Here is a 21,120-nt window from a genome sequence, read left to right as displayed (position 1 = left end):
CCCTTTACAGCAATTATTATTTCGAGTGGGTGTTTTTTAGTCAAATTTGTTGTTTTTGACGATTATTAAAGCATTTTTTACTATCCTTGTTTATTTTTCGTTAAGATATGCTCTATCTCGCTGCCAAGCAAAATGAATAATGACAGCTTTTAAATACAGAATTTATTGTGTGCTCTTGTCTTGTGTAATGATTTCACAGGTACAGGCACAACCTCAACTTAATCTCCCCACGACCACATTGACTATCTTAAGCTATGTTCGATGGAATACCCCAAATCCTGTTTCTTTATGTATTTTAAATAACACTCAACTCTCTAATCAGTTTGCACAAGTCAATCAGCAACTCAAAAGCGCTTACCAAATTCAAGCTATTAACTTATCTGAACTCAATAAAGTGATGTGTAATGCAGTCTTTTTCTCAACATATACACCTCGTGAAGAGCAAAATATTATTAATAGTTTAAAAGATGCGCCCCTTACATTCAGTTCGAATAATGCTGAATGTGAATTAGGCAGTGCTTTTTGCTTATACCAGAGTAAAACTAGAACTTCTTTTAAAGTGAATTTAAGCAGCCTTTCTCAATCGCGTGCTCATGTAGATCCGCGTGTTTTATTATTAGCAAAATCTACGGAGCCTTAACACAATGTTTCGTAAGCACTACAACACATCTTTACAAAAGATTTTTAGTCAGTCCCAATTGCTAATTTTTTCACTGACACTTGGTATTTGTAGCTTAATTTTTATTGTTATTTCAAGTTACACCATGAACACCTATGCCAAGCAAAGCTTAAATATCTTGAGTGCAACCCTAAGTGAACAAATCCAACCCGCAGTCATTTTTAATGACCGTATTACACTACAACAAACACTGAACAACCACATTCAACAGTATCCAATACGCGCAATTGTGGTAAAGGACATGCAAGGCGATACTCTTGCAGCCGTGTACAAAAATCGAACTGAGTTTGCATGGCTGGAAAATCTATTTAATCGGGTCTTTTTTGCAGATCCTGTTAGTCAAAGCATTAAGCACAAAAATAACCAGTACGGCACTTTGATTATTCATGGTAGTGCAAATCAACTGATGAGTTTTTTCTTTCAGATGTTGATCTGCTTATCTATTGGTATTTTTATTATTCTATTAGTGATGCTGTGGTTAGTACATTCTACCTATCGAAAACTGATGCACTCTATTCAACCTATGGTTAACACCGTTGAAAGTTTAAATCTTGATACCAATTACCAAGCCCGGCTACCATCTTCACCCATTTATGAATTTCGAGTGATTAGTGGTGCTTTTAACAATTTGCTAGACAAGGTGCAACGCACCAATGAAAAACTACAAAGCGAAAATTCACTGCTATCTCATAAAGCTCTACACGACCAACTAACAGAGCTACCAAACCGACATTATTTCTACAATATTTTATGTAATCAGTTTGAAAATCTAGAGGAAAATCAAACTGCATTATTCTTTATTGATAATAATAATTTCAAAGATATTAATGATGCTTATGGGCATTTAGCAGGCGATGCAGTTTTAAAAGAAATGGCTCTACGCTTAAAGAAGAATGTTCGTAATTATGATGTCGTTGCACGATTAGGTGGAGATGAGTTTGCTATTCTCGTTCGCAATATCAAACATTATGAGCACTTAGAGCAGATCTGTGAGCACTTAATTGCATGTAGCCGAGCTCCCCTGAATTTCGACCAACAACAAATTTATTTCAGTTTCAGTATTGGCGTGGCCTTTTCCAAATGTGCAACAACGCCCGAAGACCTGATTGCTGAAGCCGATAATGCCATGTATAAAGCCAAAAACTTAGCTCAAGGGTGGTATATCACCCCCTGTCAAGATATTTATTAGGAAGCCGTATGCTAAAACATCTTTATAAATTAATTATCGTCACAAGTCTTATGACCATCCTATCAGGCTGCCTCAGTTTAGGACATCTCAACTATAAACAGGCGCGCATGTTGAAGAAACAAGGCTTTACCCTGACCGAAGAAGGCTGGACGCTGAGACTGCCTGAAAAATTATTGTTTGGTTTTGACCAATCCGATATTCAAGCCACTCAAAAGCCTCCGCTAGAGGCACTATCAAAACAACTTCAACAATATAATCTGAATACAATCAAAGTGGTCGGACATACGGATAATATTGGAGACCCAGCATATAATCAAACACTGTCAGAAAAACGTGCAGCTAGCGTCAGTCAAATCTTTATTGAAACAGGATTCAAAACTCAAAATATTCAGTCCCTTGGTCGTGGTGCTTCACAACCACTGGTTGAAAATAACAGTGAAGAAAATCGAGCGTTGAATCGTCGTGTGAATATTATTATTATTCCTTAAACATTATCTGCTTCGCTTGTATCTTAAATTAAGCCTTCATCACGAAGGCTTTTTTTACGCACTTCACTAAATTTCAGGCATAAAAAAACCGCTTAACGCGGCATCTTTATCTCGACCATTTTAATAAATGGTCGGAGCAGTAGGATTCGAACCTACGACCCCCTGGTCCCAAACCAGGTGCACTACCAGGCTGTGCTATGCTCCGATTTCAACTTTTTAAAGTTGGGGTGAATGACGGGATTCGAACCCGCGACAACTGGAATCACAATCCAGGGCTCTACCAACTGAGCTACATCCACCATCATGTTTCGGTTCTTATATACCAAGCTACCAAATGGCGCGCCTGACAGGATTCGAACCTGTGACCATCCGCTTAGAAGGCGGATGCTCTATCCAACTGAGCTACAGGCGCATGACCAATAATACGAGGTATTATGGAAAACCTTGCCTTGAAGAATTGGTCGGAGCAGTAGGATTCGAACCTACGACCCCCTGGTCCCAAACCAGGTGCACTACCAGGCTGTGCTATGCTCCGATTCATCTCAGCTTTTCGTATCGAACATCTCGTTCGGTACGGTGTGCATTCTAGGCGCGACGCTTGATAACGTCAACACCTATATTTAAAAAAAGTAAAAAAATCACGTCAAATGTATATTAATCAAGCGTTTCAGCTGTTTTTTATACAAAATTTAACGTTTTAATGATGCACTGAAATCCAACATCCGATCTAAAGGTAGTTTTGCACGTTCTGCCAAAGCAGGATCAACAAAAATTTCTTGATCCCCTTTTTGTAAAACCTCCAAAATACCATCTAGCTCATTCATTGCCATCCACGGGCAGTGTGCACAAGACCGGCAAGTTGCACCCTCACCTGCTGTCGGGGCTTCAACTAAAATTTTGTTGGGTACGGCTTGTTGCATTTTGTAGAAAATACCCCGATCCGTCGCAACGATCAATCGCTCATGTGGCAAAGTCTGAGCAGCTTTAATCAGTTGTGATGTGCTCCCGACAGCATCGGCAATATCAACCACAGATTCAGGTGACTCTGGATGGACCAAAACAGCAGCATCTGGATAAAGTGCTTTCATTTGAGCAATACCGCGCGCACGGAACTCTTCATGCACAATACATGCCCCATCCCAAAGTAACATGTCTGCACCTGTTTTCTTTTGGATATAACGTCCCAAATGCTGATCGGGCGCCCAAATAATTTTTTCACCCAAACTATCTAAGTGCTCAATAATCTCAACTGCACAGCTTGAAGTCACTACCCAATCGGCACGGGCTTTCACTGCGGCTGAAGTATTGGCATAAACCACAACGGTATGATCAGGATGTGCATCACAAAACTGGCTAAACTCATCGACTGGACAGCCCAAATCTAAAGAGCATGTGGCTTCCAAAGTGGGCATGAGAATGGTTTTATTTGGCGATAAAATCTTTGAAGTTTCCCCCATAAATTTAACGCCCGCCACCACTAAGGTAGATGCAGGATGATCACGACCAAAACGTGCCATTTCCAATGAGTCGGATACGCAGCCACCACTTAACTCGGCTAATTCCTGCACTTCTGGATCACAATAGTAATGTGCTACCAAAACTGCATCGCGTTTTTTCAGCTCAGCCAAGATTAGGGCAAATTTTTCCTGTTTTGCCTCCTCGCTCAGCTGTGACTCTTTGGTCTCACCCAAACGGTCCAAATGCGCCTGCACAATTGATTTTGCTTCATTGGCAATTAAATTGGTCGCATTGTTCATCATTCATCCATCCCTTCATGCTTATCAACAAGCAATTCCCACACTCAATTTATTGGTCAAATGGCATTTAGGCTTTTGACCAATCATTCAAAAGCACTCAAGATAAAAAAGCCTCCAATGGAGGCTTTCTTGAGCATGTTCAGATTAAGAGCGGTAGTCCGCATTAATCTTCACATAATCATAAGATAAGTCACAGGTATAGACTGTGTCTTTCGCCGCTCCGCGTCCAAGGTCTACACGAATGGTCATTTCCGCTTGCGACATTACACGAGCACCTTCTGCTTCCGTGTAATCAACTGCCGCTCCACCATCCTTACAGATTTGCACATCATCTAACCAAACTTGGATTTTTTCAACATCTAAATTTTTAACACCCGCATAACCAATCGCAGCCAAGATGCGTCCCCAGTTCGGATCTGATGCAAAAATTGCAGTTTTCACCAAAGGCGAATGTGCAATACTATAGGCAATATCGCAACACTCTTGTGTATCATTCCCACCTTCAACTGCAACCGTAATAAACTTAGTTGCACCTTCACCATCGCGTACAATCAGTTGTGCAAGGCGTTTCATTATACGGGTCAATACATCTAAGACTACAGCATAACGTGGATCATTTGTGGACTGAATTTCAATACCACCAGCTTGTCCTGTGGCTGCAAAGATACATGAATCATTGGTCGAAGTATCACCATCAATGGTAATTCTGTTGAACGAAACATTCGCTGTTTCACTCAAAAGTTGCTGAACCAAATTACGGCTGATAGGTGCATCAGTTGCAACATAACCTAACATGGTGGCCATGTTTGGACGAATCATACCTGCACCTTTAGAAATACCCGTCATGGTATAAATGATGCCATCTAGCTCGAACTGTTCAGATGCGCCTTTCGGAGTTGTGTCAGTCGTCATAATACCAGTAGCAGCGTCGCCCCAAGCGTCAGCACTCAAACTATTTAAAGCAGGCTGTAAACCACTACACAAACGTTCTAAAGGCAATTGCTCACCAATTACCCCAGTTGAGAATGGCAGGATTTCGTTCGCCTTTACATCGGCAAGTTCAGCCAGTTTTGTGCAAGTGCTTTGGGCATTTGCTAGACCAGTTTTACCTGTGCCTGCATTGGCATTCCCTGTATTAATGACAAGGTAACGTGGATTTGCTTGTTGTAAGTGCGCTTTAGACACATGCACAGGTGCTGCACAAAAGGCATTTTGGGTGAAAACACCCGCAACGTTGGTTCCTTGAGCAAATTCGAAAATGACAAGATCTCGTCGGTTCTGATAGCGCACATAAGCTTCAGCCGTTCCGATTCTCACCCCTTTCACCACGTGCATTTGTGGCATTGATACGTCACCTACTGGCATTTTAAACGTCCAATTCATTTGTTAGAAAAACCACAGCTTATTAGAATTTTCAGAAAAAATCGAGCAGAAGACTTTGTTTGTTTTCACTTTTCAAAGTGAGTTCATTTTTGACATAAAAAAACCAATCCGAAGATTGGTTTTATATTTGAAAATACGATTAATTTGAAGCAAGCTGTGCCGACTCAGACAACAGTGCTTGTTTAGCATTTTCTTGGCTTACAGGGGAAAGTGCTGGATTTGAAGCCACGATACGATTCACTGTGACTGCATTCACCGGAGCAATAGCCGCTGTTTGTAATACGACAGGACGTTGATTTGGGTTAGGAAAAGTATAACGAATGCCTGTACGTGGACTTTGTACCGTAATATTGCCATTGGCCTGTGCCGCAGGCGCTGTGGTTGTGCCACGTGCTTGTTGGACTTTAGCTGCGGTAGTGGTGTCTGCAAGTGCAAAAGTTGGAAGCACTAAAGCTACGATCATGATTGGTTTTAATACTTTTTTCATTGTCTTTCCACTTTAGAGATTTAGATAATGAGCAACTAAATAGCATTTAATGACTAAGACTGCAATTGCTATTCACATTCTGCAACGCTTTAGCTGGCATCATAAGCAATATGTAATTTAGCTCAATGAGAATTTTTTAGCCATTGCAATAAAAAGCAGAACCAAAGTTCTGCTTTTTATTACGCCATGTTTAGATTTTACCGTGACATTGTTTGTATTTCAGACCTGAACCACATGGGCAAGGCGCATTACGACTCGCAGGTGCAGCAAATGCTTCTACTGGTTCGTACTGTGCATCTACTTCTGCAAAGTGGTTTTGATCATCGGCCAATAAACCATCAAAGTCTGCATGTGACAAGTTCAATTGCATCGCTTCAGCTTGAGCTTGCTTCTGTGCTTCCATTTCAGCGAGCTCTTCAGCCGTTGGTACATGCACACGAGACAGGTCAGTTACAACGTCTGATTTGATAATCGCCAACATATTTACAAATAAGTTGTACGCTTCTTTTTTGTACTCTTGCTCAGGATTTTTCTGTGCATAACCACGCAAGTGAATACCCTGACGTAAATAGTCCATTGCCGCCAAGTGATCTTTCCAGTGACGATCCAGCGAGTTCAACATGAAGTGACGCTCAAGCATTGCTGCTGTTTCATCCCCCATTTGTTCACGGCGATTACGATAGCGTTGTACCACTTCATCAGTAATACGTTCAACCAAAGATTCTTCATCTAAGCGACGGTCATCTTCCAACCATTGATTGATTGGCAAATCAATCGCAAGGTCTTCACGTAACGCTTTTTCAAGCCCATCAATATCCCATTGATCATGAATTGACTCAGGTGGGATATAGTTAGAAATCACACCTTGCATCACATCACGTTGCATCTCTTCGATGTAATCTTGCAATGTACTTTCTGCCAAAACTTCATCACGTTGCGAGTAAATAATTTTACGCTGTTCGTTGTTGACGTCATCGTATTTCAATAAGTTCTTACGAATATCGAAGTTACGAGCCTCAACCTTACGCTGCGCATTTTCAATCGAACGTGACACCATTTTATGCTCAATGGCTTCGTCTTCTTGTAAGCCCATCGCACGCATCATGCCCACAACACGATCACCCGCAAAGATACGCATCAAGTCATCTTCAAGAGACAAATAGAAACGCGACACACCTGGGTCACCCTGACGACCTGCACGACCACGAAGCTGGTTATCAATACGACGTGATTCGTGACGCTCAGAACCAATGATGTGTAAGCCACCAGAACTCAATACCATTTCATGGCTTTGTTCCCATTCAGCTTTTAAGCGCGCTTCATCTTCAGGGGTTGGGTTTTCAATTTTTGCCAGTAAAGCTTTCCAGTTACCACCGAGCAGAATGTCTGTACCACGACCTGCCATATTGGTTGCGATGGTCACTGCACGCGGTGCACCCGCTTGCGCAATAATATCCGCTTCACGTTCGTGTTGTTTCGCGTTCAACACTTCATGCTGAATGCCTGCTTCTTTCAATTTATCCGAGAGAATCTCAGAAGCTTCAATCGTTGCAGTACCAATCAAAATTGGGGCTACACCAGACTCATGCACGCGTTGAATTTCTTGAATAATCGCATTGTATTTACCATTACGATTTAAATAGATTAAATCGTTTTGGTCGAGACGAATCATTGGACGGTGTGTCGGAATGATGACGACATCTAGACCATAAATTTCTTTCATTTCCGCAGCTTCAGTATCGGCAGTACCAGTCATACCCGAAAGCTTTTTGTATAGACGGAAATAGTTTTGGAAGGTTGTCGTTGCGAGCGTTTGGTTTTCAGGCTGGATTTCCAAGCCTTCTTTTGCTTCAACTGCTTGGTGTAAACCTTCAGACCAGCGACGACCAGGCATGGTACGTCCTGTGTTTTCATCGACAATGATCACTTCACCATCATTAATGATGTAGTGCACATTGCGTTGATATAAGTAATGTGCACGAATGGCAGCAGTCACATGGTGAACCAAGTTCAGGTTGGTCGATGAATATAGACTTTCACCTTCAGCCAACAAGCCCATCTCAATCAGTTCATTTTCAACTGTCTCAAAACCAACCTCAGTCATTTCAACAGAGCGTTGCTTTTCATCAATCCAGAAGTGACCACCATCCGCGACTTTTTCTTCTTTCTGCGCATGCAGTTTAGGTGGGATGCTGTTGATTGCAGCATACAACTGTGAAGAGTCATCACTTTGACCTGAAATGATCAACGGCGTACGTGCTTCATCAATTAAGATCGAATCGACTTCATCAATGATGGCATAGATCAAACCACGCTGCTTTTTCTCAGCAAGCGAGAACACCATGTTGTCACGCAAGTAGTCGAAACCAAATTCATTGTTGGTACCGTAAGTAATATCAGCACGATAGGCTTCAGCTTTCTCTGTTGGATCTTGCATGGAATAGATAATCCCGATGCTTAAACCCAAGAATTCAAATAACGGACGGTTTAATTCAGCGTCACGCTGTGCCAAGTAGTCATTCACAGTAATGACGTGAACACCTTGAGCACTAATCGCGTTTAAATAACACGCCAAGGTACCCATCAGGGTTTTACCTTCACCTGTACGCATCTCTGCAATTTTACCTTCGTGTAAGGTAATACCACCGATCAACTGTACGTCATAGTGACGCATGCCCATCACACGCTTAGCTGCTTCACGGCAGACAGCAAATGCTTCTGGGAGTAATTTATCGAGGCTTTCGCCCTTGTTATAGCGTTGTTTAAATTCTTCAGTTTTTGCAGATAAGTCTGCATCGCCAAGAGCGGATATCGTCGGCTCGAGCGCATTAATCTTGTCTACGATTTTACGCATGCGTTTGAGTTCGCGCTCATTTTTGGTACCGAAGATTCCTCCGATCAGACTTGCCAACATGAATAGACTCTCTAAATCTTGCTTGTCAAATGAATATGTTTTCTTAGTCGTTATTATGGTGCTAGAAATTTGAAGTACAAGGGCTTTACACAAAACCATTTAAAAAATCTATTCATTGTTTCTAGCCCGTCGAATCTAAGGCAAACTAATGTAACAAATTTTAAACAGCCGACATAGAGATTTCATCCGAACTCATCAGGATTCAACAGTCTTTTTTAAAGTAGCGACTTTAATTGTTTGCAGTTATTCAAGGTTTTGCTTTCAAGCGCTTGATTTTCCCGCAGCGAGGCTTTCACCCCGTTGTTGGGCAACTTTGGATTCATGCTCTGTAGGAAACCCAATAGTTGTTCATCATTGACTCGCATTGCGGTAAGAATCGGAACAAGCTGTACACAAGCAACTTGATAAATATTTTTCGCATTCTGACCTCGAGCTAACTCCTGTTCGAGAGCCTGAGACAGCGCCACTTTCCGCTGTGTAAGACTTTTTTGAGACGCTAGATATAGTTACACACTGTAGAGCAGAAATAATTTCGTTTAAATACCGTTAGTAAACATGCAAATAAACGGTCTCTAGAGCAAAAACGAGATCATCTTTGATATGCCTAAATACAGAACTCCTATCCGCCTCATTATGAGTATTTTGTATAAACAAATAATAAAACACTATTTTTCATGCAAAAGAAATTGCGCCATAGTGATGTTCATTCCATAGACATAAAGATAATTTGAGGTTTACCATGAGTTTACGTTTAGGCGATATCGCACCCAATTTCCAACAGGCTTCGAGCGAAGGCGAAATTGATTTTTATCAATTTTTAGGCGATAGCTGGGGAGTACTTTTTTCACATCCTGCTGACTACACGCCAGTATGTACCACCGAGCTTGGCTTTACCGCAAAACTCAAAGATGAATTTGAAAAGCGTGGTGTAAAAGCCATTGCCCTCTCGGTTGATGATGTCGAGTCACATTATGGTTGGATTAAAGACATCAATGAAACCCAAAATACTACCGTGGACTTCCCGATCATTGCCGACCAAGACCGAAAAGTGTCTGAGCTATATGGTTTTATCCATCCGAATGCCAGTGAAACATTAACGGTTCGCTCTTTGGTCATTATCGACCCAAACAAAAAAGTCCGTTTGATTATCACCTATCCTGCATCAACAGGTCGTAATTTCCATGAAATCTTACGCGTGATTGACTCACTGCAACTGACCGATCATCACAAAGTTGCAACCCCAGCAAACTGGCAACAGGGCGATGATGTGGTGATTGTGCCATCACTCAAAGATGAAGCGGAGATCGCTCAGCGCTTTCCGAAAGGCTATAAGGCAGTAACGCCGTATTTACGCCTGACTCCACAGCCTGAGCAAGGATAAAATACTCTGCTCTTGCACTAGACAAGCGAAGCCCGAAGTTTTAACCGAGCAGACCGATTGAAAACAAAAATGGGCACTGAACTGCAAGCAATCCAAAGAGGAAACTAACCAATAAAAATACGTTCTGAGTTACCTTGTATGATCATTTCAAACTCTAATGACGAGCAGAGTTTGAACTTTTTAAAGCCTGTCAATCGACAGGCTTTTTTCTGCTACAACCATGAATATATGACTCTTTAACAAAATCAAACTGTTAAAACTCAAATCTTCCGCTATAACAGTCCAAACAACACGATAAAAATGACTTTATGATTTATAAAATTCACCATTTACATTGTGGCACTATGTGTCCAGTTTGTGCTCCTCTCTTTGGCCAAAAAGGTTTTCAAGCCAAGGTGGTGTGTCATTGTCTATTGGTTGAAACAGATCAAGGGCTGGTGCTGATTGATACAGGCTTAGGCATACAAGACTATCTACACACCAAACAGCGTTTGGGGCAGTTAGTGGCTCGGATTGGAAAAATTGAACAAAACTTAGAATTAACTGCAATTGCACAAATCCAAAAACTTGGCTTTAGCCCGAAAGATGTTAAACATATTTTGGTTTCACATCTGGATTTTGACCATGCAGGAGGCATTTCTGACTTTCCCAACGCAACGGTGCATATCCTGTCTAACGAATATAATGCTGCACAAAACCTGAAATCATTAAAAAATAAAGCGCGTTATAAAACACAACAATTTCAGCAGCATAGCCATTGGCACTTTATTGAGCCGATCCACGGTGACGCATGGTTTAATTTGACTCAAGTGCAAGGGTTTGACTTATTTCATAATGAGATTCTTTTGATTCCGCTGTTTGGGCATACTGAAGGTCACTGTGGCATTGCCATTAAAACCCAACAGGGTTGGAAACTCTTCTGCGGGGATGCCTACTACTCTCACTTAGAACTCAACCCTCAAAACAAACTTCGCAGCTTAAATGCCTTGGAAGTATTTTTTGCCGAAGATAATGCACAGCGTTTAAGCAACCTGCATAAAATTCAACAATTGGCACAGTCTGAACCCAGTATCGAAATCTTTTGTGCGCATGACCCTGTTGAACTCTCATACCATCAGAGCCTGATCCTATGACCAAATACCTTGTTATGCTTTCTCTGTGTGTCAGTATTTCTGGCTGTATGACTACATCTGCGCTGCCAGAGACAGAGCGCCCACAACACTGGGGACAGTCGATCCAACCTGCGCATAACTTCTATCAAATCAGCGAAACTGTTTTTCGGAGTGAGCAACCCAATCAAGATTTAGTTCCAAGTTTAAAAGCACAGCAAATTGATGTGATTATTAATTTACGCTCGCGCAATCAAGACCTAAAAACACTATCCAACCAAGGGTTTGAACTGGTGCATATCCCAATTCATACATGGGCGATTGACCGAGAAGACCTGTTAAAGGTGATGCAGCAAATTCAACATGCAGAGCAAAATCAGCAAAAAGTTTTGCTGCATTGCTACCATGGTTCGGACCGCACAGGCGCCAGTGTGGCGATGTACCGCATTATTTTTCAAAACTGGTCTACCGCTGATGCCTTGGCTGAGATGAAACATGGTGGCTATGGTTTTCATCCGATTTGGCAAAATATTGAGCCTTTATTTAGCCCTGAAAATATAAAATGGATTCAACAGCAACTGTTGAATCCATCTTAGTGAAGGCAATTGAATTAAACCCGATCTTAACGTTTGTCGAGTGGCACCCAGTCAATCACCCATGCGGACTTCATGCCGAGGCTTGCATCTGAGGTAATCTTCTTGCGAGCTGCATCGGCAGTGTCACGGTCTTTAGATGGCCCCACCATAATCCGCACACCTTTAGAGGTTGGACTTTTAGTGACCTTATAGCCCTTGGCACGAAGCTTGGCAGCCAGAGCATCTGCATTGGCTTCATTGGCAGCCAATGCCACTTGTACCATCCATTGCTTATCGCCATGCTCAAGCAAATCACGCGCTTTTTCAGCTTCCGCCTTCTTCTTGGCTTCATCAGCTTTACGCTTTTCATCTGCCTTACGTTTGTCTTCCGCTTTTTTCTCAGCATCTGCTTTACGATCAGCTTCTTTTTTTGCTTCAGCCTTACGCTCGTCTTCTGCTTTACGTTTAGCCTCAGCTTCACGTTTGGCTTTATCTTCAAGCGCTTGCTTTTCTGCTAAGGCTTTTTGCTCAGTCAGTTTTTTTGCAGCAGCTGCTTTTTCAGCCTCAGTATGGGCTTGTAGCTTTTGCTGTTCCAACTTCTTTAGTTCAGCCGCTTTGTCCGCAGCAATTCGCTGTTGCTTGGCTTTTTCATCTTCAACCAATTCGGGTGGAATGTTGTCCGAGCTTTGCTGTGCGGCATTGCGATGTGCATTCAGCGCAGCATACTCTTCTGCGGCCTTACGTGCAGCATCGGCTTCGGCTTGTTGCTGCATCGCTAAAAATTCAGCCGCACGAGCTTCTTGTTCAGCAACTGATTTTTCACGTGCGACACGTTGCTGTTCCAGTAAGCGTTTTTCTGTTTCAACATCAACCGTTAACGACTGAGGTTGAGCTAACTCACCTTCAGCATTACGTTGCACAGATTGTGTCGCAAGCTCTGGTGTTTTAATATTATTTTGATGTATTTCTTCTTTGCCTTTAAGAAGTAATGCTGCCAAAAGGACACCACCACCTAATAAAACAACGCCACCCATCCAACGCTGTTTGCTATTCATTGACATTCTTCCAAATACTCCCATACCGCTTCTAAGGTATGAAATGAACCACATACCAAAATCAGCTGATTATTCTTTGTTTCATCGAGCGCTGATTTAAAAGCCAATTTCACACTGTCAAAGTGCTGCACCTGTTGTCCTAGCAATGCTTGATCCAATTGTTCAATTGGTGCTGCACGCGGAACAGTTAATGCCGCAATTTTCCACATTTGTATGGTGTCTTTCAATAACTCTGTGACAGATTTCACATCTTTATCTGCCAACATTGAGAAAACACTGACTACTTCAGTGTACTGTTTATTGTATTTTAGGAAATTTCGCAATTGATTTAATAAAAAAGCAACACCGTGCGGGTTATGCCCTGCATCAAAAATTACGGTTTTATTCTGTATTTGGCGAATTTCAAAACGACCTTGCAATTTTGCGTTTTGAATTCCTTCAGAAATAGCCGCTTGAGTGACAGTTAAACCACTCAATAAAACAGCAGCAACGGCTGTTGCGATATTTTCAACCGCGAGTGAACCCTGCGGTAATTTTAATGTTGTACCAGAGGATGCAAACATCCACGACCGATCATGTTCACTAGGTTGATAAAAATAGTCACGATTCACTGCATATAATGTGGCAGCACAAGCATCCACTTTATCAAGAATCGCTTGAGGAATGTGTTGTAAGCCGCCGAACACCACAGGAATATTGGGACGGATAATACCTGCCTTTTCAAAGGCAATCTTTTCAATGGTATCGCCCAACCAGTCAGTATGGTCTAAACCAATATTGGTGATCACCGCAACATCGGGCTCAATCACATTGACCACATCTAAGCGACCGCCTAGACCCACTTCAAGGACCCAAACATCACAGGCTTGGTCCTTAAAAATGACAAAAGCCGCGAGTGTCGTCGCCTCAAAGAACGAGAGGCTTAAATCACAATCACGGCGCGCTTGATCTACTTGCACAAAAGCATCTACCAAACTTTGGTCATCAACCTCTACCCCACGCAATTTAACTCGTTCATTAAAACGGTAAATATGCGGTGACTGATACAGTCCCACTTTATAGCCTTGTGCATTTAAAATGGCAGCTAATGTGGTGGTGGTCGAACCTTTTCCATTGGTTCCCGCTACAGTTAAAACTTTGGCATCAGGTCGTGTCACTCCAAGTTTTTCAGCTACTGGAATGACGCGTTCCAATCCTAAATCAATACCCGTAACGTGAACATGGCCCCAATAATCGAGCCATGTTGCTAAAGAGTCTGTTGCAAGTGGTGCTGTGTTCAAGACAAATTCATCAGTTTCGCGACAATACGATAAACTGTATCACGTAATGCGTGACGGTGAACAATTTGATCGATTACACCATGATCAAGCAAGTATTCCGCACGTTGGAACGGCTCTTCTAACTTTTCACGCACAGTTTGTTCAATGACACGTTTACCCGCAAAACCAATCATCGCTTTTGGCTCTGCAATATGCACATCACCAAGCATCGCTAAAGATGCCGTTACACCACCGTAAACAGGATGCGTCAACACCACTAAATAAGGCAGACCTGCATCTTTCATTTTTTGGATAGCCGCTGAAGTACGCGCCATTTGCATCAAAGACAACATACCTTCTTGCATACGCGCACCGCCTGAAGCAGCAAAGCAAATCAAAGGTTGTTTGTCCGCAATGGCTTTTTCAGCTGCTTGCACAAAACGGTCACCAACTACCGTACCCATTGAACCACCCATGAAGTCAAATTCAAAGGCACAGGCAACCAAAGGAATACCTTTAAGCAAACCCTGCATCACAACTAAGGCTTCAGTTTCACCCGTTTTGCTCTGTGCTTCAGTCATACGATCTGGATATGGCTTTGAGTCAACAAATTTCAACGGATCTTTGGCTTTAAATTCTTGTCCCAATTCTGTTTGTACTTGGTCAAAGAACCAATTCAAACGATCCCGGGCTTTCATACGCAAATGTTCATCACACTGAGGGCAAACATAAGCGTTAAATGACATTGCAGTACGTGTAACAAGTGCATGGCACTCAGGGCATTCTATCGTTGGTTCTGTAAACGTCGCCTTGAGTGAGGTTTGCTCATCAGGTACTTGAATACCGGGTACACCACGTTCAGTCCATGGCGTCGATGGGCTTAGGATTTTCCCTGATTTAACATCTTGACTCATACTAACTCATCGAGCGCTGCTCGAAGCTCCTTGACTTTATTAACCGTTTCAACCACGGCTTGTTCTGGTGCTAAGCTTGCAAATTGCTTAACAAAAGCACTACCAACAATCACAGCATCAGCCACTCCGCCCATTGCTTTGGCAGATGTCGCATCACTGATCCCAAAACCAACACCGACAGGAATATCTGTTTCTGTTTTAATTTTTGCAATTCGGTTTGCAGCTTCAGCAACATCTAAAGTTGCTGCACCTGTGACCCCTTTTAAAGACACGTAATAGATGAAACCACTCGCCTGTTTCACCACATGTTTAATGCGTTCGTCCGTTGAGGTTGGCGCTAGTAAAAAGATTTGATCCATATCAAATTGCTTCAATACAAGATCAAGCTCTGCTGCTTCTTCTGGCGGTAAGTCCACCAGTAGAATGCCATCGACACCACATGCATGCGCAGTCGATACAAACTTTTCATAGCCAATGACTTCAACTGGATTCAGATAACCCATCAATACCACTGGGGTCTCTTGATCCTTTTGACGGAACTCTTTGACCATATTCAAAGCATCTAAGGTATTGGTGCCACCTGCCAATGCGCGTTCTGCTGCAAGGGCAATCACAGGACCATCTGCCATAGGGTCTGAAAATGGAAGACCGAGTTCAATCACATCAACACCCGCCTCGACCATCTGATGTAACAAAGGAACTGTTACCTGTGGATGAGGGTCACCAGCCATAACATAAGAAACCAAAGCTTTACGCTGTTGAGATTTAAGCTGTCCAAAACGAGTGGCTAAACGTGACATAGGGTTGTGCTTTCCTTAACTTGTTTAAAATTAAAACTACTGAGGAGTTGGCTTTGTAAAAATACAAGACGCTGCATTGTAACGCTATTTTTTACTCATTGAATAGAGCACATTGCGTTCACGTTCCAATTCATTTTTCGTCAAATATTTTCAGAACAACCGTAAAGCACCATTTACTGATATTTCGGTTTTTTTCTCAATGATCAAAGATGCCTAATTTTAGGAAATACCAAAATGTCTAAGTTTTAGATAAACTTATTTTTATTTGCAAAAAAATGATAAAAATAGGCGGTTTAGCTTTTACATTTAAAGTTTTATGAAATAGCAAAACCTGCATTATACTACGCACATTCTTTCATTTCTCTATCTCCTATGACCACCGATAACTCAGGTTTAGTGCAAGCACGTGCGCTTGCGCTATTACCGCTTATTGTTTTTTTAGCCATTTTCTTAGGCAGTGGTATTTACCATTCTGTGATTGGAACCGAGTTTGCGTTCTATCAAATGAAAGCGCCTGTTGCGGCCATTCCTGCCATTATTTTGGCAGTATTGATTTATCGCGGTGAGCTGAATCAAGGCATCGAAACCTTTCTGCGCGGTGCAAGTCACCCGAACCTCATCTTGATGTTCATGGTGTTCATGCTGGCAGGCGCCTTTGCCAGTACCACCAGTGCCATTGGTAGTGTAGATGCCACAGTGCAAATGGGCTTGTCTGCGATTCCACCAGCCTTTGTGCTGCCCATGCTATTTATTATTTCGGCCTTTATTGCAACGGCAATGGGCACCTCGATGGGCACGATTGCAGCCTGTGCACCCATTGCCTTTGGTTTCTCTCAAGCCACTGATATTACTGCAGTCTATGCCATAGGCGCAGTCGTGGGCGGTGCAATGTTTGGTGATAACCTGTCAATGATTTCGGATACCACCATTGCCGCTACCACCAGTCAAAAAGTTCAGCTTCGAGACAAGTTTCGCGTCAATGTCTGGATTGCAGTACCTGCGGCTTTAGTCACGATCGCGATTTATGTCTTTAGCATCCATCAAACCGAAAGTATTCATTCAAAAGACTTTAACCCTTGGCTGGTATTGCCCTATGTGGTGGTGTTTTTCCTCGCCTTCAGTCGTTTACACGTGCTTGCTGTACTCATGGTTGGCGTGGTGCTCTCTGGAGTAATGGGATTGATTGCACAGCCAGAATTTACAGTCATTCAACTCAACACAGCCATCTATGCTGGTTTTGTCGGTATGTTTGAAGTGGCGTTACTGTCGATGTTCTTAGGCGGTCTTTCGACCATTATGCAAAAAGAAGGTGGACTCGACTGGCTTATTCAACGCATTTACAGCCTAACCCGTTTATTTAAAGTCGGTCGCGAGCGTGCAGGTGAAATTGGGTTGAGCTTTTTAGTGGTTTTCTCCAACATTTTTGTGGCCAATAACACTGTAGCGATTATTTTATCGGGCGATATGGCACGTGAAGTTGCTAAAGAATACGGCGTAGACCCAAAACGTGCAGCCGCTTTACTCGACATCTTTTCATGTGTGGTACAAGGACTGATTCCCTATGGCGCACAACTTCTATTGGCCTGCTCAATTGCAAAGCTTTCTCCTGTTGAACTCATCGGCAGCATTTACTACTGTTGGATACTGGCGATTTTTGCCATTCTTGCGATTGCGTTCCGTTTTCCACGACTGAAATCAGTCTGATCCTTTCATACATTTCAGCGCCTCTCCAAAGGCGCTTTTTTATTCCTGCTGTTATTTCAGTTTTCGTTTCAACTGTAATAAGGTCTGTCCACTATGCTGTTTATAAGCACGCGCTAAAGCAGACTGCCCCGAGTAGCCGAGTTGAAAGGCAATATCAGTCAAACTTAAATCTTGTTGAAGCAACTGCTCACACTGCTTCATACGCTCACATTCAAGCACTTGCTTAAAAGAACTGCCTAAGTCTCGTAGCTGGCGCTGTAAGGTCCGCGTAGACCAATGTAGCTCACTTGCAATGAGCTCGATTTTAGGGGCTTCCGCATGTGCTTTAAGATAATCCGCCACGGCGCTATGAATCTGTTGTAATACGCTTTCATAACGAGGTTTGAGGGCAATGGCAACCTCTGCTTGTTTCAGTAAAAGCTGTGTTAAAGAAGGATCAGCAAAGCCCGATTTTAAGCTCAAACTGTCTGCACTCATCACATAGGCATAGCAGGCTTGATTAAAGCTCACTTCACAGCCATAAAACTTTTGATAATGATAGAGTGCCATCTGCGCGGAATGGGCCATTTGAATTTTTAAGAACTGTAATTAATCGGGGAAAATTTGCTTAGCCAAATGCACCATCGAGGCCATGGTCATTTCATTCAACATTGCATATTTTTCATGGTGGAACGGCCATGTCAGCCATATTTCATTGCCCTGCTGTTGCATGTGCATCGGCGTTACTTCCGCCCCATCAATCACCAAGCGACTAAAGCGCATAACATACTGTAAGGCTTCAGCCACGCTATTACTTCGAGTCGCCATATAGCCTAGCACACCAAAGTGTTCAGGCCGAATCAGCTTAGCCATTTCCATGGTTAACTGTGGACAGTCCAACTCCGTTTGCGTGAGCTGTAAAATCGTATGAAAAAAAGAAAAAGGCGACTGAGTATCAATCGGCAGTCTGAGCACATGCTCTAAGTTCACTTTATATGGATTTAAAACATCGAGATGATGAAAATCAATGCCCTGCTGTATCAGGTACATATTCCAGAGCTGAAAATAACCATTGGGAATTTGTAATTCTTGCATGACGGCCTACCCGCTATTTGACATGCGACATTTTCATATTGGCGTAAAATGTATAAAAAATGGCAATATCTGTCAAAACAAACTGTATTTTCTCCGACATACTGCAATCATCCAAGGCAAATGAAGTAAAACAAAATGAATGCCATTGTTAGTGCCCCTATTGAACCGATTGTGCGAACCCAACTTAATTTTAAGCTCGATGAAGTACCCCGTTTTTGGTTTGGCGACGACCCATTTCGGACCCGCATGTTTGATGCACTCAGCCTCACATTTCCCGATGGTGAACGCTATTTTATTCAAAGCGTGCGTTTATTTCGCGATCAGATTACAGACCCTGAATTAGCGCAGCGCGTAACAGATTTTATTAAACAAGAGGCGCAACATGGCATTGCCCATGACAAAATGAATCAGGTCATGCGAGAACAAGGCATGCCCGTTGACCAATTTATTCAACGTTTAAATAAAATCTTTAAATTTGAACTGAGTAAACGCTCGCCTCAATACAACATTGCGATGACTGCCGCTGCGGAACATTTAACTGCACTCATGGCGGAAACGTTTTATAGCCACAAAACAACCTTAGCAGAAGCCCATCCCTATGTACGTGCTTTATTTGCATGGCATGCCATTGAAGAAATGAAACATCGTGATGTGGCGTTTGATGTCATGAAACAAGTCGGACATGTTCCAGAAGCGACCCGTTTGTTTGCACTGGCCTTTACCACGGTGATGATGTTTGGTTTCACCACCTACCGCGCAGATGTCATGCTCAAGCATGATGGTTTTAGCCGCCTGCAACGTTTGCAAATGATGCGTAAAGGGCTGCCATGGTTCTTTGGACAAAAAGGAATACTGTCTCGGATGCGTGGGCAATATTTCGATTGGTTTAAGAAAGACTTTCACCCAAATCAACATCCTGTGATTGCACAGTATGATGTTTGGATCGACACCCTAGCAGAAACGAATGATCCAATTTTAGCGGGCGAAGCTTTTTGGCAAGCTGGAAAATAAAGTGAAAAACCATAACCAATAAAAAACTGGCACTGAGCCAGTTTTTTATTTACGCTGTCACCACTTTGCATAATGCTGTTCAAGTAAGCCATATTCATTGAGAAAGATAAGCTCTTGCTCACCCTGCTGGATCGTACCACTAATCTTGGCTTGCCACTGACTAAACTGGCTGCCGACCAGACGTAAATTGAGGTTTTCAAACCGACGCCAACCCGTAGTCACGGTTAAATGCAAACGCTCATCTAACGAACGAATCGTCCAGCGACCTTCTTCTTCCATCTGAAACAAAACATCACTCACTGTGTATAATTTTCCATTTATCCACAGACAGTTTTCATTGCCAAAACTTTCATTTACACCAGAAGCTAAATTGAGCCCAATGCGTCTGCCCTCAGCATCCCAAAAATTGCATGATAACCAAAACCAAGCTGTTTCAGGTCTAAGAAAACCACAGGTATCGTCTAAAGAAGCCAATGTCCGATCATTGAATTGGATTATCTGACCTGCTTTATTGGTAAAAAATCCTTCACAAGCCAAAGTTGTGAGTTTTTGTGTGTAGGTCCAACCATTGATTCCTGTTGGGCTACACATACTAAGCGGTTCTGTACTGGCACAGAAAATACGTGCACTCAGTTTAATTTCACCATATTTAGTCACTTGCACATAACGCACACCATTGGCATGCTGAATTTCAATTTGGAAAGGTGAATTTGCAAACACGCTTTGATTATATAAAGGCTGTTCATCCAATACGGTTTTACGTGCTAAAAAGTTCACCGCATTCCATTCAAGCACTTCATTTTTAAGATGATCATAAATATAAACAAAACCATGTCCTGCCCAAGCAATATCGGCAATTGCAAGACCAATGGTATAGTGTTCATGTTGAATGCTGCAAAACTTAAATTTTTTATATTTCAGTTTCTTACGCCATCCCGTAAGCACTTCACCATACGGAGTTTTATACTGATATTTATCTAAATCAATGGTTTTTGGAAGTTCACTAAACCGACCATAATGGGGTTGTCCATTGGACTGTATCAAATCCATTGATGCTCTATCCTTAAGCAAAAGTTAATTAATATCCGTATGCTTATTATGCCTATAATTTTGGCACTGAACAGCATTTAGTTTATTTTTTCATCAGCTTCTTATGAAAAGAAATCAGATTAACATTTTGATGTCTTTATGTTTTCATCCTAGCACTGAATACGCACTCAGCTTAATTCAACATTAAATACGTATTTTCCCATACATTCTGTGCAAACTCAGCTTCAACCAACAGCACATAACGTCCATGTATGCAATCAATCGCAATACAGTCATCGACGTCTAAAACAC

General features: G+C 42.2%; 18 protein-coding genes, 4 tRNA genes and 2 pseudogenes. 8 read left to right on the top strand and 16 right to left on the bottom strand.

The genetic code is table 11. From position 1 onward, the window contains the following. The first annotated feature begins 139 nt into the window (after window positions 1-139). Genes DPG01_RS16055 through DPG01_RS16045 form a run of 3 tightly spaced genes read left to right on the top strand, consistent with a single transcriptional unit; the run spans window position 140 to window position 2,356 of the window. Window positions 140-640 (top strand): YfiR family protein, encoded by a 501-nt coding sequence (locus DPG01_RS16055; protein WP_110975765.1) that lies wholly within the window; start codon window positions 140-142, stop codon window positions 638-640. 4 nt (window positions 641-644) lie between these two features. Then, window positions 645-1,868: a sensor domain-containing diguanylate cyclase gene (locus DPG01_RS16050; RefSeq protein ID WP_110975764.1), complete on the top strand. Its 1,224-nt coding sequence runs from the start codon at window positions 645-647 to the stop codon at window positions 1,866-1,868. Window positions 1,869-1,876: 8 nt separating this feature from the next. Further along, entirely contained in the window at window positions 1,877-2,356 is a 480-nt protein-coding gene (locus tag DPG01_RS16045) for an OmpA family protein (protein WP_110975763.1), read from the top strand. 128 nt (window positions 2,357-2,484) lie between these two features. Here DPG01_RS16045 and DPG01_RS16040 read toward each other — a convergent pair. The 9 genes from DPG01_RS16040 to DPG01_RS16000 all read right to left on the bottom strand — a co-directional run bounded on the left by DPG01_RS16040 (window position 2,485) and on the right by DPG01_RS16000 (window position 9,364). Continuing rightward, window positions 2,485-2,561, bottom strand: a tRNA-Pro gene (locus DPG01_RS16040). 18 nt (window positions 2,562-2,579) lie between these two features. Next, a tRNA-His gene (locus DPG01_RS16035) sits at window positions 2,580-2,655 on the bottom strand. A gap of 36 nt (window positions 2,656-2,691) precedes the next feature. Next, window positions 2,692-2,768 (bottom strand) — tRNA-Arg (locus tag DPG01_RS16030). A 46-nt stretch (window positions 2,769-2,814) separates the two neighbouring features. Further along, a tRNA-Pro gene (locus DPG01_RS16025) sits at window positions 2,815-2,891 on the bottom strand. Window positions 2,892-3,045: 154 nt separating this feature from the next. Further along, on the bottom strand, window positions 3,046-4,113 hold the full coding sequence (nadA, locus tag DPG01_RS16020; RefSeq protein WP_086210391.1) for a quinolinate synthase NadA: 1,068 nt from the start codon (window positions 4,111-4,113) through the stop codon (window positions 3,046-3,048). A 144-nt stretch (window positions 4,114-4,257) separates the two neighbouring features. Then, entirely contained in the window at window positions 4,258-5,478 is a 1,221-nt protein-coding gene (gene argJ, locus DPG01_RS16015) for a bifunctional glutamate N-acetyltransferase/amino-acid acetyltransferase ArgJ (RefSeq protein ID WP_110975762.1), read from the bottom strand. A gap of 157 nt (window positions 5,479-5,635) precedes the next feature. Further along, window positions 5,636-5,983 carry a hypothetical protein gene (locus tag DPG01_RS16010; RefSeq protein WP_110975761.1) on the bottom strand — a complete coding sequence of 116 codons (348 nt, stop codon included), beginning with the start codon at window positions 5,981-5,983 and terminating at the stop codon, window positions 5,636-5,638. Window positions 5,984-6,173: 190 nt separating this feature from the next. Continuing rightward, a complete protein-coding gene (gene secA / locus DPG01_RS16005; RefSeq protein ID WP_110975760.1) occupies window positions 6,174-8,897 on the bottom strand; it encodes a preprotein translocase subunit SecA in 2,724 nt (907 codons plus the stop codon). Window positions 8,898-9,112: 215 nt separating this feature from the next. After that, window positions 9,113-9,364 (bottom strand): hypothetical protein, encoded by a 252-nt coding sequence (locus DPG01_RS16000; RefSeq protein WP_227556831.1) that lies wholly within the window; start codon window positions 9,362-9,364, stop codon window positions 9,113-9,115. A gap of 272 nt (window positions 9,365-9,636) precedes the next feature. Between DPG01_RS16000 and DPG01_RS15995 the strand changes: the two genes are divergently transcribed. From DPG01_RS15995 to DPG01_RS15985, 3 genes are all read left to right on the top strand, one after another. Continuing rightward, window positions 9,637-10,278 (top strand): peroxiredoxin, encoded by a 642-nt coding sequence (locus DPG01_RS15995; RefSeq protein WP_110975759.1) that lies wholly within the window; start codon window positions 9,637-9,639, stop codon window positions 10,276-10,278. 308 nt (window positions 10,279-10,586) lie between these two features. Next, window positions 10,587-11,411: an MBL fold metallo-hydrolase gene (locus DPG01_RS15990; RefSeq protein ID WP_110975758.1), complete on the top strand. Its 825-nt coding sequence runs from the start codon at window positions 10,587-10,589 to the stop codon at window positions 11,409-11,411. After that, window positions 11,408-11,983, top strand: a complete 576-nt coding sequence (locus DPG01_RS15985) for a dual specificity protein phosphatase family protein (RefSeq protein ID WP_110975757.1) — start codon at window positions 11,408-11,410, stop codon at window positions 11,981-11,983. Before DPG01_RS15990 ends, DPG01_RS15985 begins: the two co-directional genes overlap by 4 nt. A gap of 26 nt (window positions 11,984-12,009) precedes the next feature. Here DPG01_RS15985 and DPG01_RS15980 read toward each other — a convergent pair whose 3' ends face one another. From DPG01_RS15980 to trpA, 4 genes are read right to left on the bottom strand one after another with little or no spacing between them, the layout of a single operon-like run. Then, window positions 12,010-13,017 carry an SPOR domain-containing protein gene (locus tag DPG01_RS15980; protein ID WP_110975756.1) on the bottom strand — a complete coding sequence of 336 codons (1,008 nt, stop codon included), beginning with the start codon at window positions 13,015-13,017 and terminating at the stop codon, window positions 12,010-12,012. Then, window positions 13,014-14,297 carry a bifunctional tetrahydrofolate synthase/dihydrofolate synthase gene (gene folC / locus DPG01_RS15975; RefSeq protein ID WP_110975755.1) on the bottom strand — a complete coding sequence of 428 codons (1,284 nt, stop codon included), beginning with the start codon at window positions 14,295-14,297 and terminating at the stop codon, window positions 13,014-13,016. Before folC ends, DPG01_RS15980 begins: the two co-directional genes overlap by 4 nt. Further along, window positions 14,294-15,190 carry an acetyl-CoA carboxylase, carboxyltransferase subunit beta gene (gene accD / locus DPG01_RS15970; protein ID WP_086210400.1) on the bottom strand — a complete coding sequence of 299 codons (897 nt, stop codon included), beginning with the start codon at window positions 15,188-15,190 and terminating at the stop codon, window positions 14,294-14,296. Before accD ends, folC begins: the two co-directional genes overlap by 4 nt. After that, window positions 15,187-15,990, bottom strand: coding sequence for a tryptophan synthase subunit alpha (gene trpA / locus DPG01_RS15965; protein ID WP_110975754.1), 804 nt, complete (start codon window positions 15,988-15,990; stop codon window positions 15,187-15,189). The genes accD and trpA overlap by 4 nt, the downstream gene beginning before the upstream one ends. 372 nt (window positions 15,991-16,362) lie before the next feature. Here trpA and DPG01_RS15960 point away from each other — a divergent pair, with 372 nt between their 5' ends. After that, window positions 16,363-17,694 carry a Na+/H+ antiporter NhaC family protein gene (locus DPG01_RS15960; protein WP_110975753.1) on the top strand — a complete coding sequence of 444 codons (1,332 nt, stop codon included), beginning with the start codon at window positions 16,363-16,365 and terminating at the stop codon, window positions 17,692-17,694. Window positions 17,695-17,745: 51 nt separating this feature from the next. Here the strand turns inward: DPG01_RS15960 and DPG01_RS15955 are convergent. After that, a pseudogene (locus tag DPG01_RS15955) lies at window positions 17,746-18,768 on the bottom strand (AraC family transcriptional regulator ligand-binding domain-containing protein). Window positions 18,769-18,903: 135 nt separating this feature from the next. On the opposite strand from DPG01_RS15955, the gene DPG01_RS15950 reads away from it, so the two are divergent. Continuing rightward, window positions 18,904-19,779, top strand: coding sequence for a metal-dependent hydrolase (locus tag DPG01_RS15950; RefSeq protein WP_110975752.1), 876 nt, complete (start codon window positions 18,904-18,906; stop codon window positions 19,777-19,779). A gap of 57 nt (window positions 19,780-19,836) precedes the next feature. Here the strand turns inward: DPG01_RS15950 and DPG01_RS15945 are convergent, their stop codons facing one another. Next, entirely contained in the window at window positions 19,837-20,829 is a 993-nt protein-coding gene (locus tag DPG01_RS15945) for a DUF2804 domain-containing protein (RefSeq protein ID WP_086210405.1), read from the bottom strand. A 172-nt stretch (window positions 20,830-21,001) separates the two neighbouring features. Further along, window positions 21,002-21,120, bottom strand: a pseudogene (locus DPG01_RS18955) (DUF1543 domain-containing protein); the annotation flags it as partial.

Source organism: Acinetobacter sp. WCHAc060042, assembly GCF_003231195.1.
GTDB lineage: Bacteria > Pseudomonadota > Gammaproteobacteria > Pseudomonadales > Moraxellaceae > Acinetobacter.
Note: the sequence above shows the minus strand (reverse complement) of the source record. Positions and strands in the feature narration are given on the sequence as shown.

Bases quoted from the DNA above. Each gene is read 5' to 3' on its own strand.
- DPG01_RS16055 (WP_110975765.1), top strand. From the start codon at position 140: ATGACAGCTTTTAAATACAGAATTTATTGTGTGCTCTTGTCTTGTGTA.
- DPG01_RS16050 (WP_110975764.1), top strand. From the start codon at position 645: ATGTTTCGTAAGCACTACAACACATCTTTACAAAAGATTTTTAGTCAG.
- DPG01_RS16045 (WP_110975763.1), top strand. From the start codon at position 1,877: ATGCTAAAACATCTTTATAAATTAATTATCGTCACAAGTCTTATGACC.
- nadA (WP_086210391.1), bottom strand. From the start codon at position 4,113: ATGAACAATGCGACCAATTTAATTGCCAATGAAGCAAAATCAATTGTG.
- argJ (WP_110975762.1), bottom strand. From the start codon at position 5,478: ATGCCAGTAGGTGACGTATCAATGCCACAAATGCACGTGGTGAAAGGG.
- DPG01_RS16010 (WP_110975761.1), bottom strand. From the start codon at position 5,983: ATGAAAAAAGTATTAAAACCAATCATGATCGTAGCTTTAGTGCTTCCA.
- secA (WP_110975760.1), bottom strand. From the start codon at position 8,897: ATGTTGGCAAGTCTGATCGGAGGAATCTTCGGTACCAAAAATGAGCGC.
- DPG01_RS15995 (WP_110975759.1), top strand. From the start codon at position 9,637: ATGAGTTTACGTTTAGGCGATATCGCACCCAATTTCCAACAGGCTTCG.
- DPG01_RS15990 (WP_110975758.1), top strand. From the start codon at position 10,587: ATGATTTATAAAATTCACCATTTACATTGTGGCACTATGTGTCCAGTT.
- DPG01_RS15985 (WP_110975757.1), top strand. From the start codon at position 11,408: ATGACCAAATACCTTGTTATGCTTTCTCTGTGTGTCAGTATTTCTGGC.
- DPG01_RS15980 (WP_110975756.1), bottom strand. From the start codon at position 13,017: ATGAATAGCAAACAGCGTTGGATGGGTGGCGTTGTTTTATTAGGTGGT.
- accD (WP_086210400.1), bottom strand. From the start codon at position 15,190: ATGAGTCAAGATGTTAAATCAGGGAAAATCCTAAGCCCATCGACGCCA.
- trpA (WP_110975754.1), bottom strand. From the start codon at position 15,990: ATGTCACGTTTAGCCACTCGTTTTGGACAGCTTAAATCTCAACAGCGT.
- DPG01_RS15960 (WP_110975753.1), top strand. From the start codon at position 16,363: ATGACCACCGATAACTCAGGTTTAGTGCAAGCACGTGCGCTTGCGCTA.
- DPG01_RS15950 (WP_110975752.1), top strand. From the start codon at position 18,904: ATGAATGCCATTGTTAGTGCCCCTATTGAACCGATTGTGCGAACCCAA.
- DPG01_RS15945 (WP_086210405.1), bottom strand. From the start codon at position 20,829: ATGGATTTGATACAGTCCAATGGACAACCCCATTATGGTCGGTTTAGT.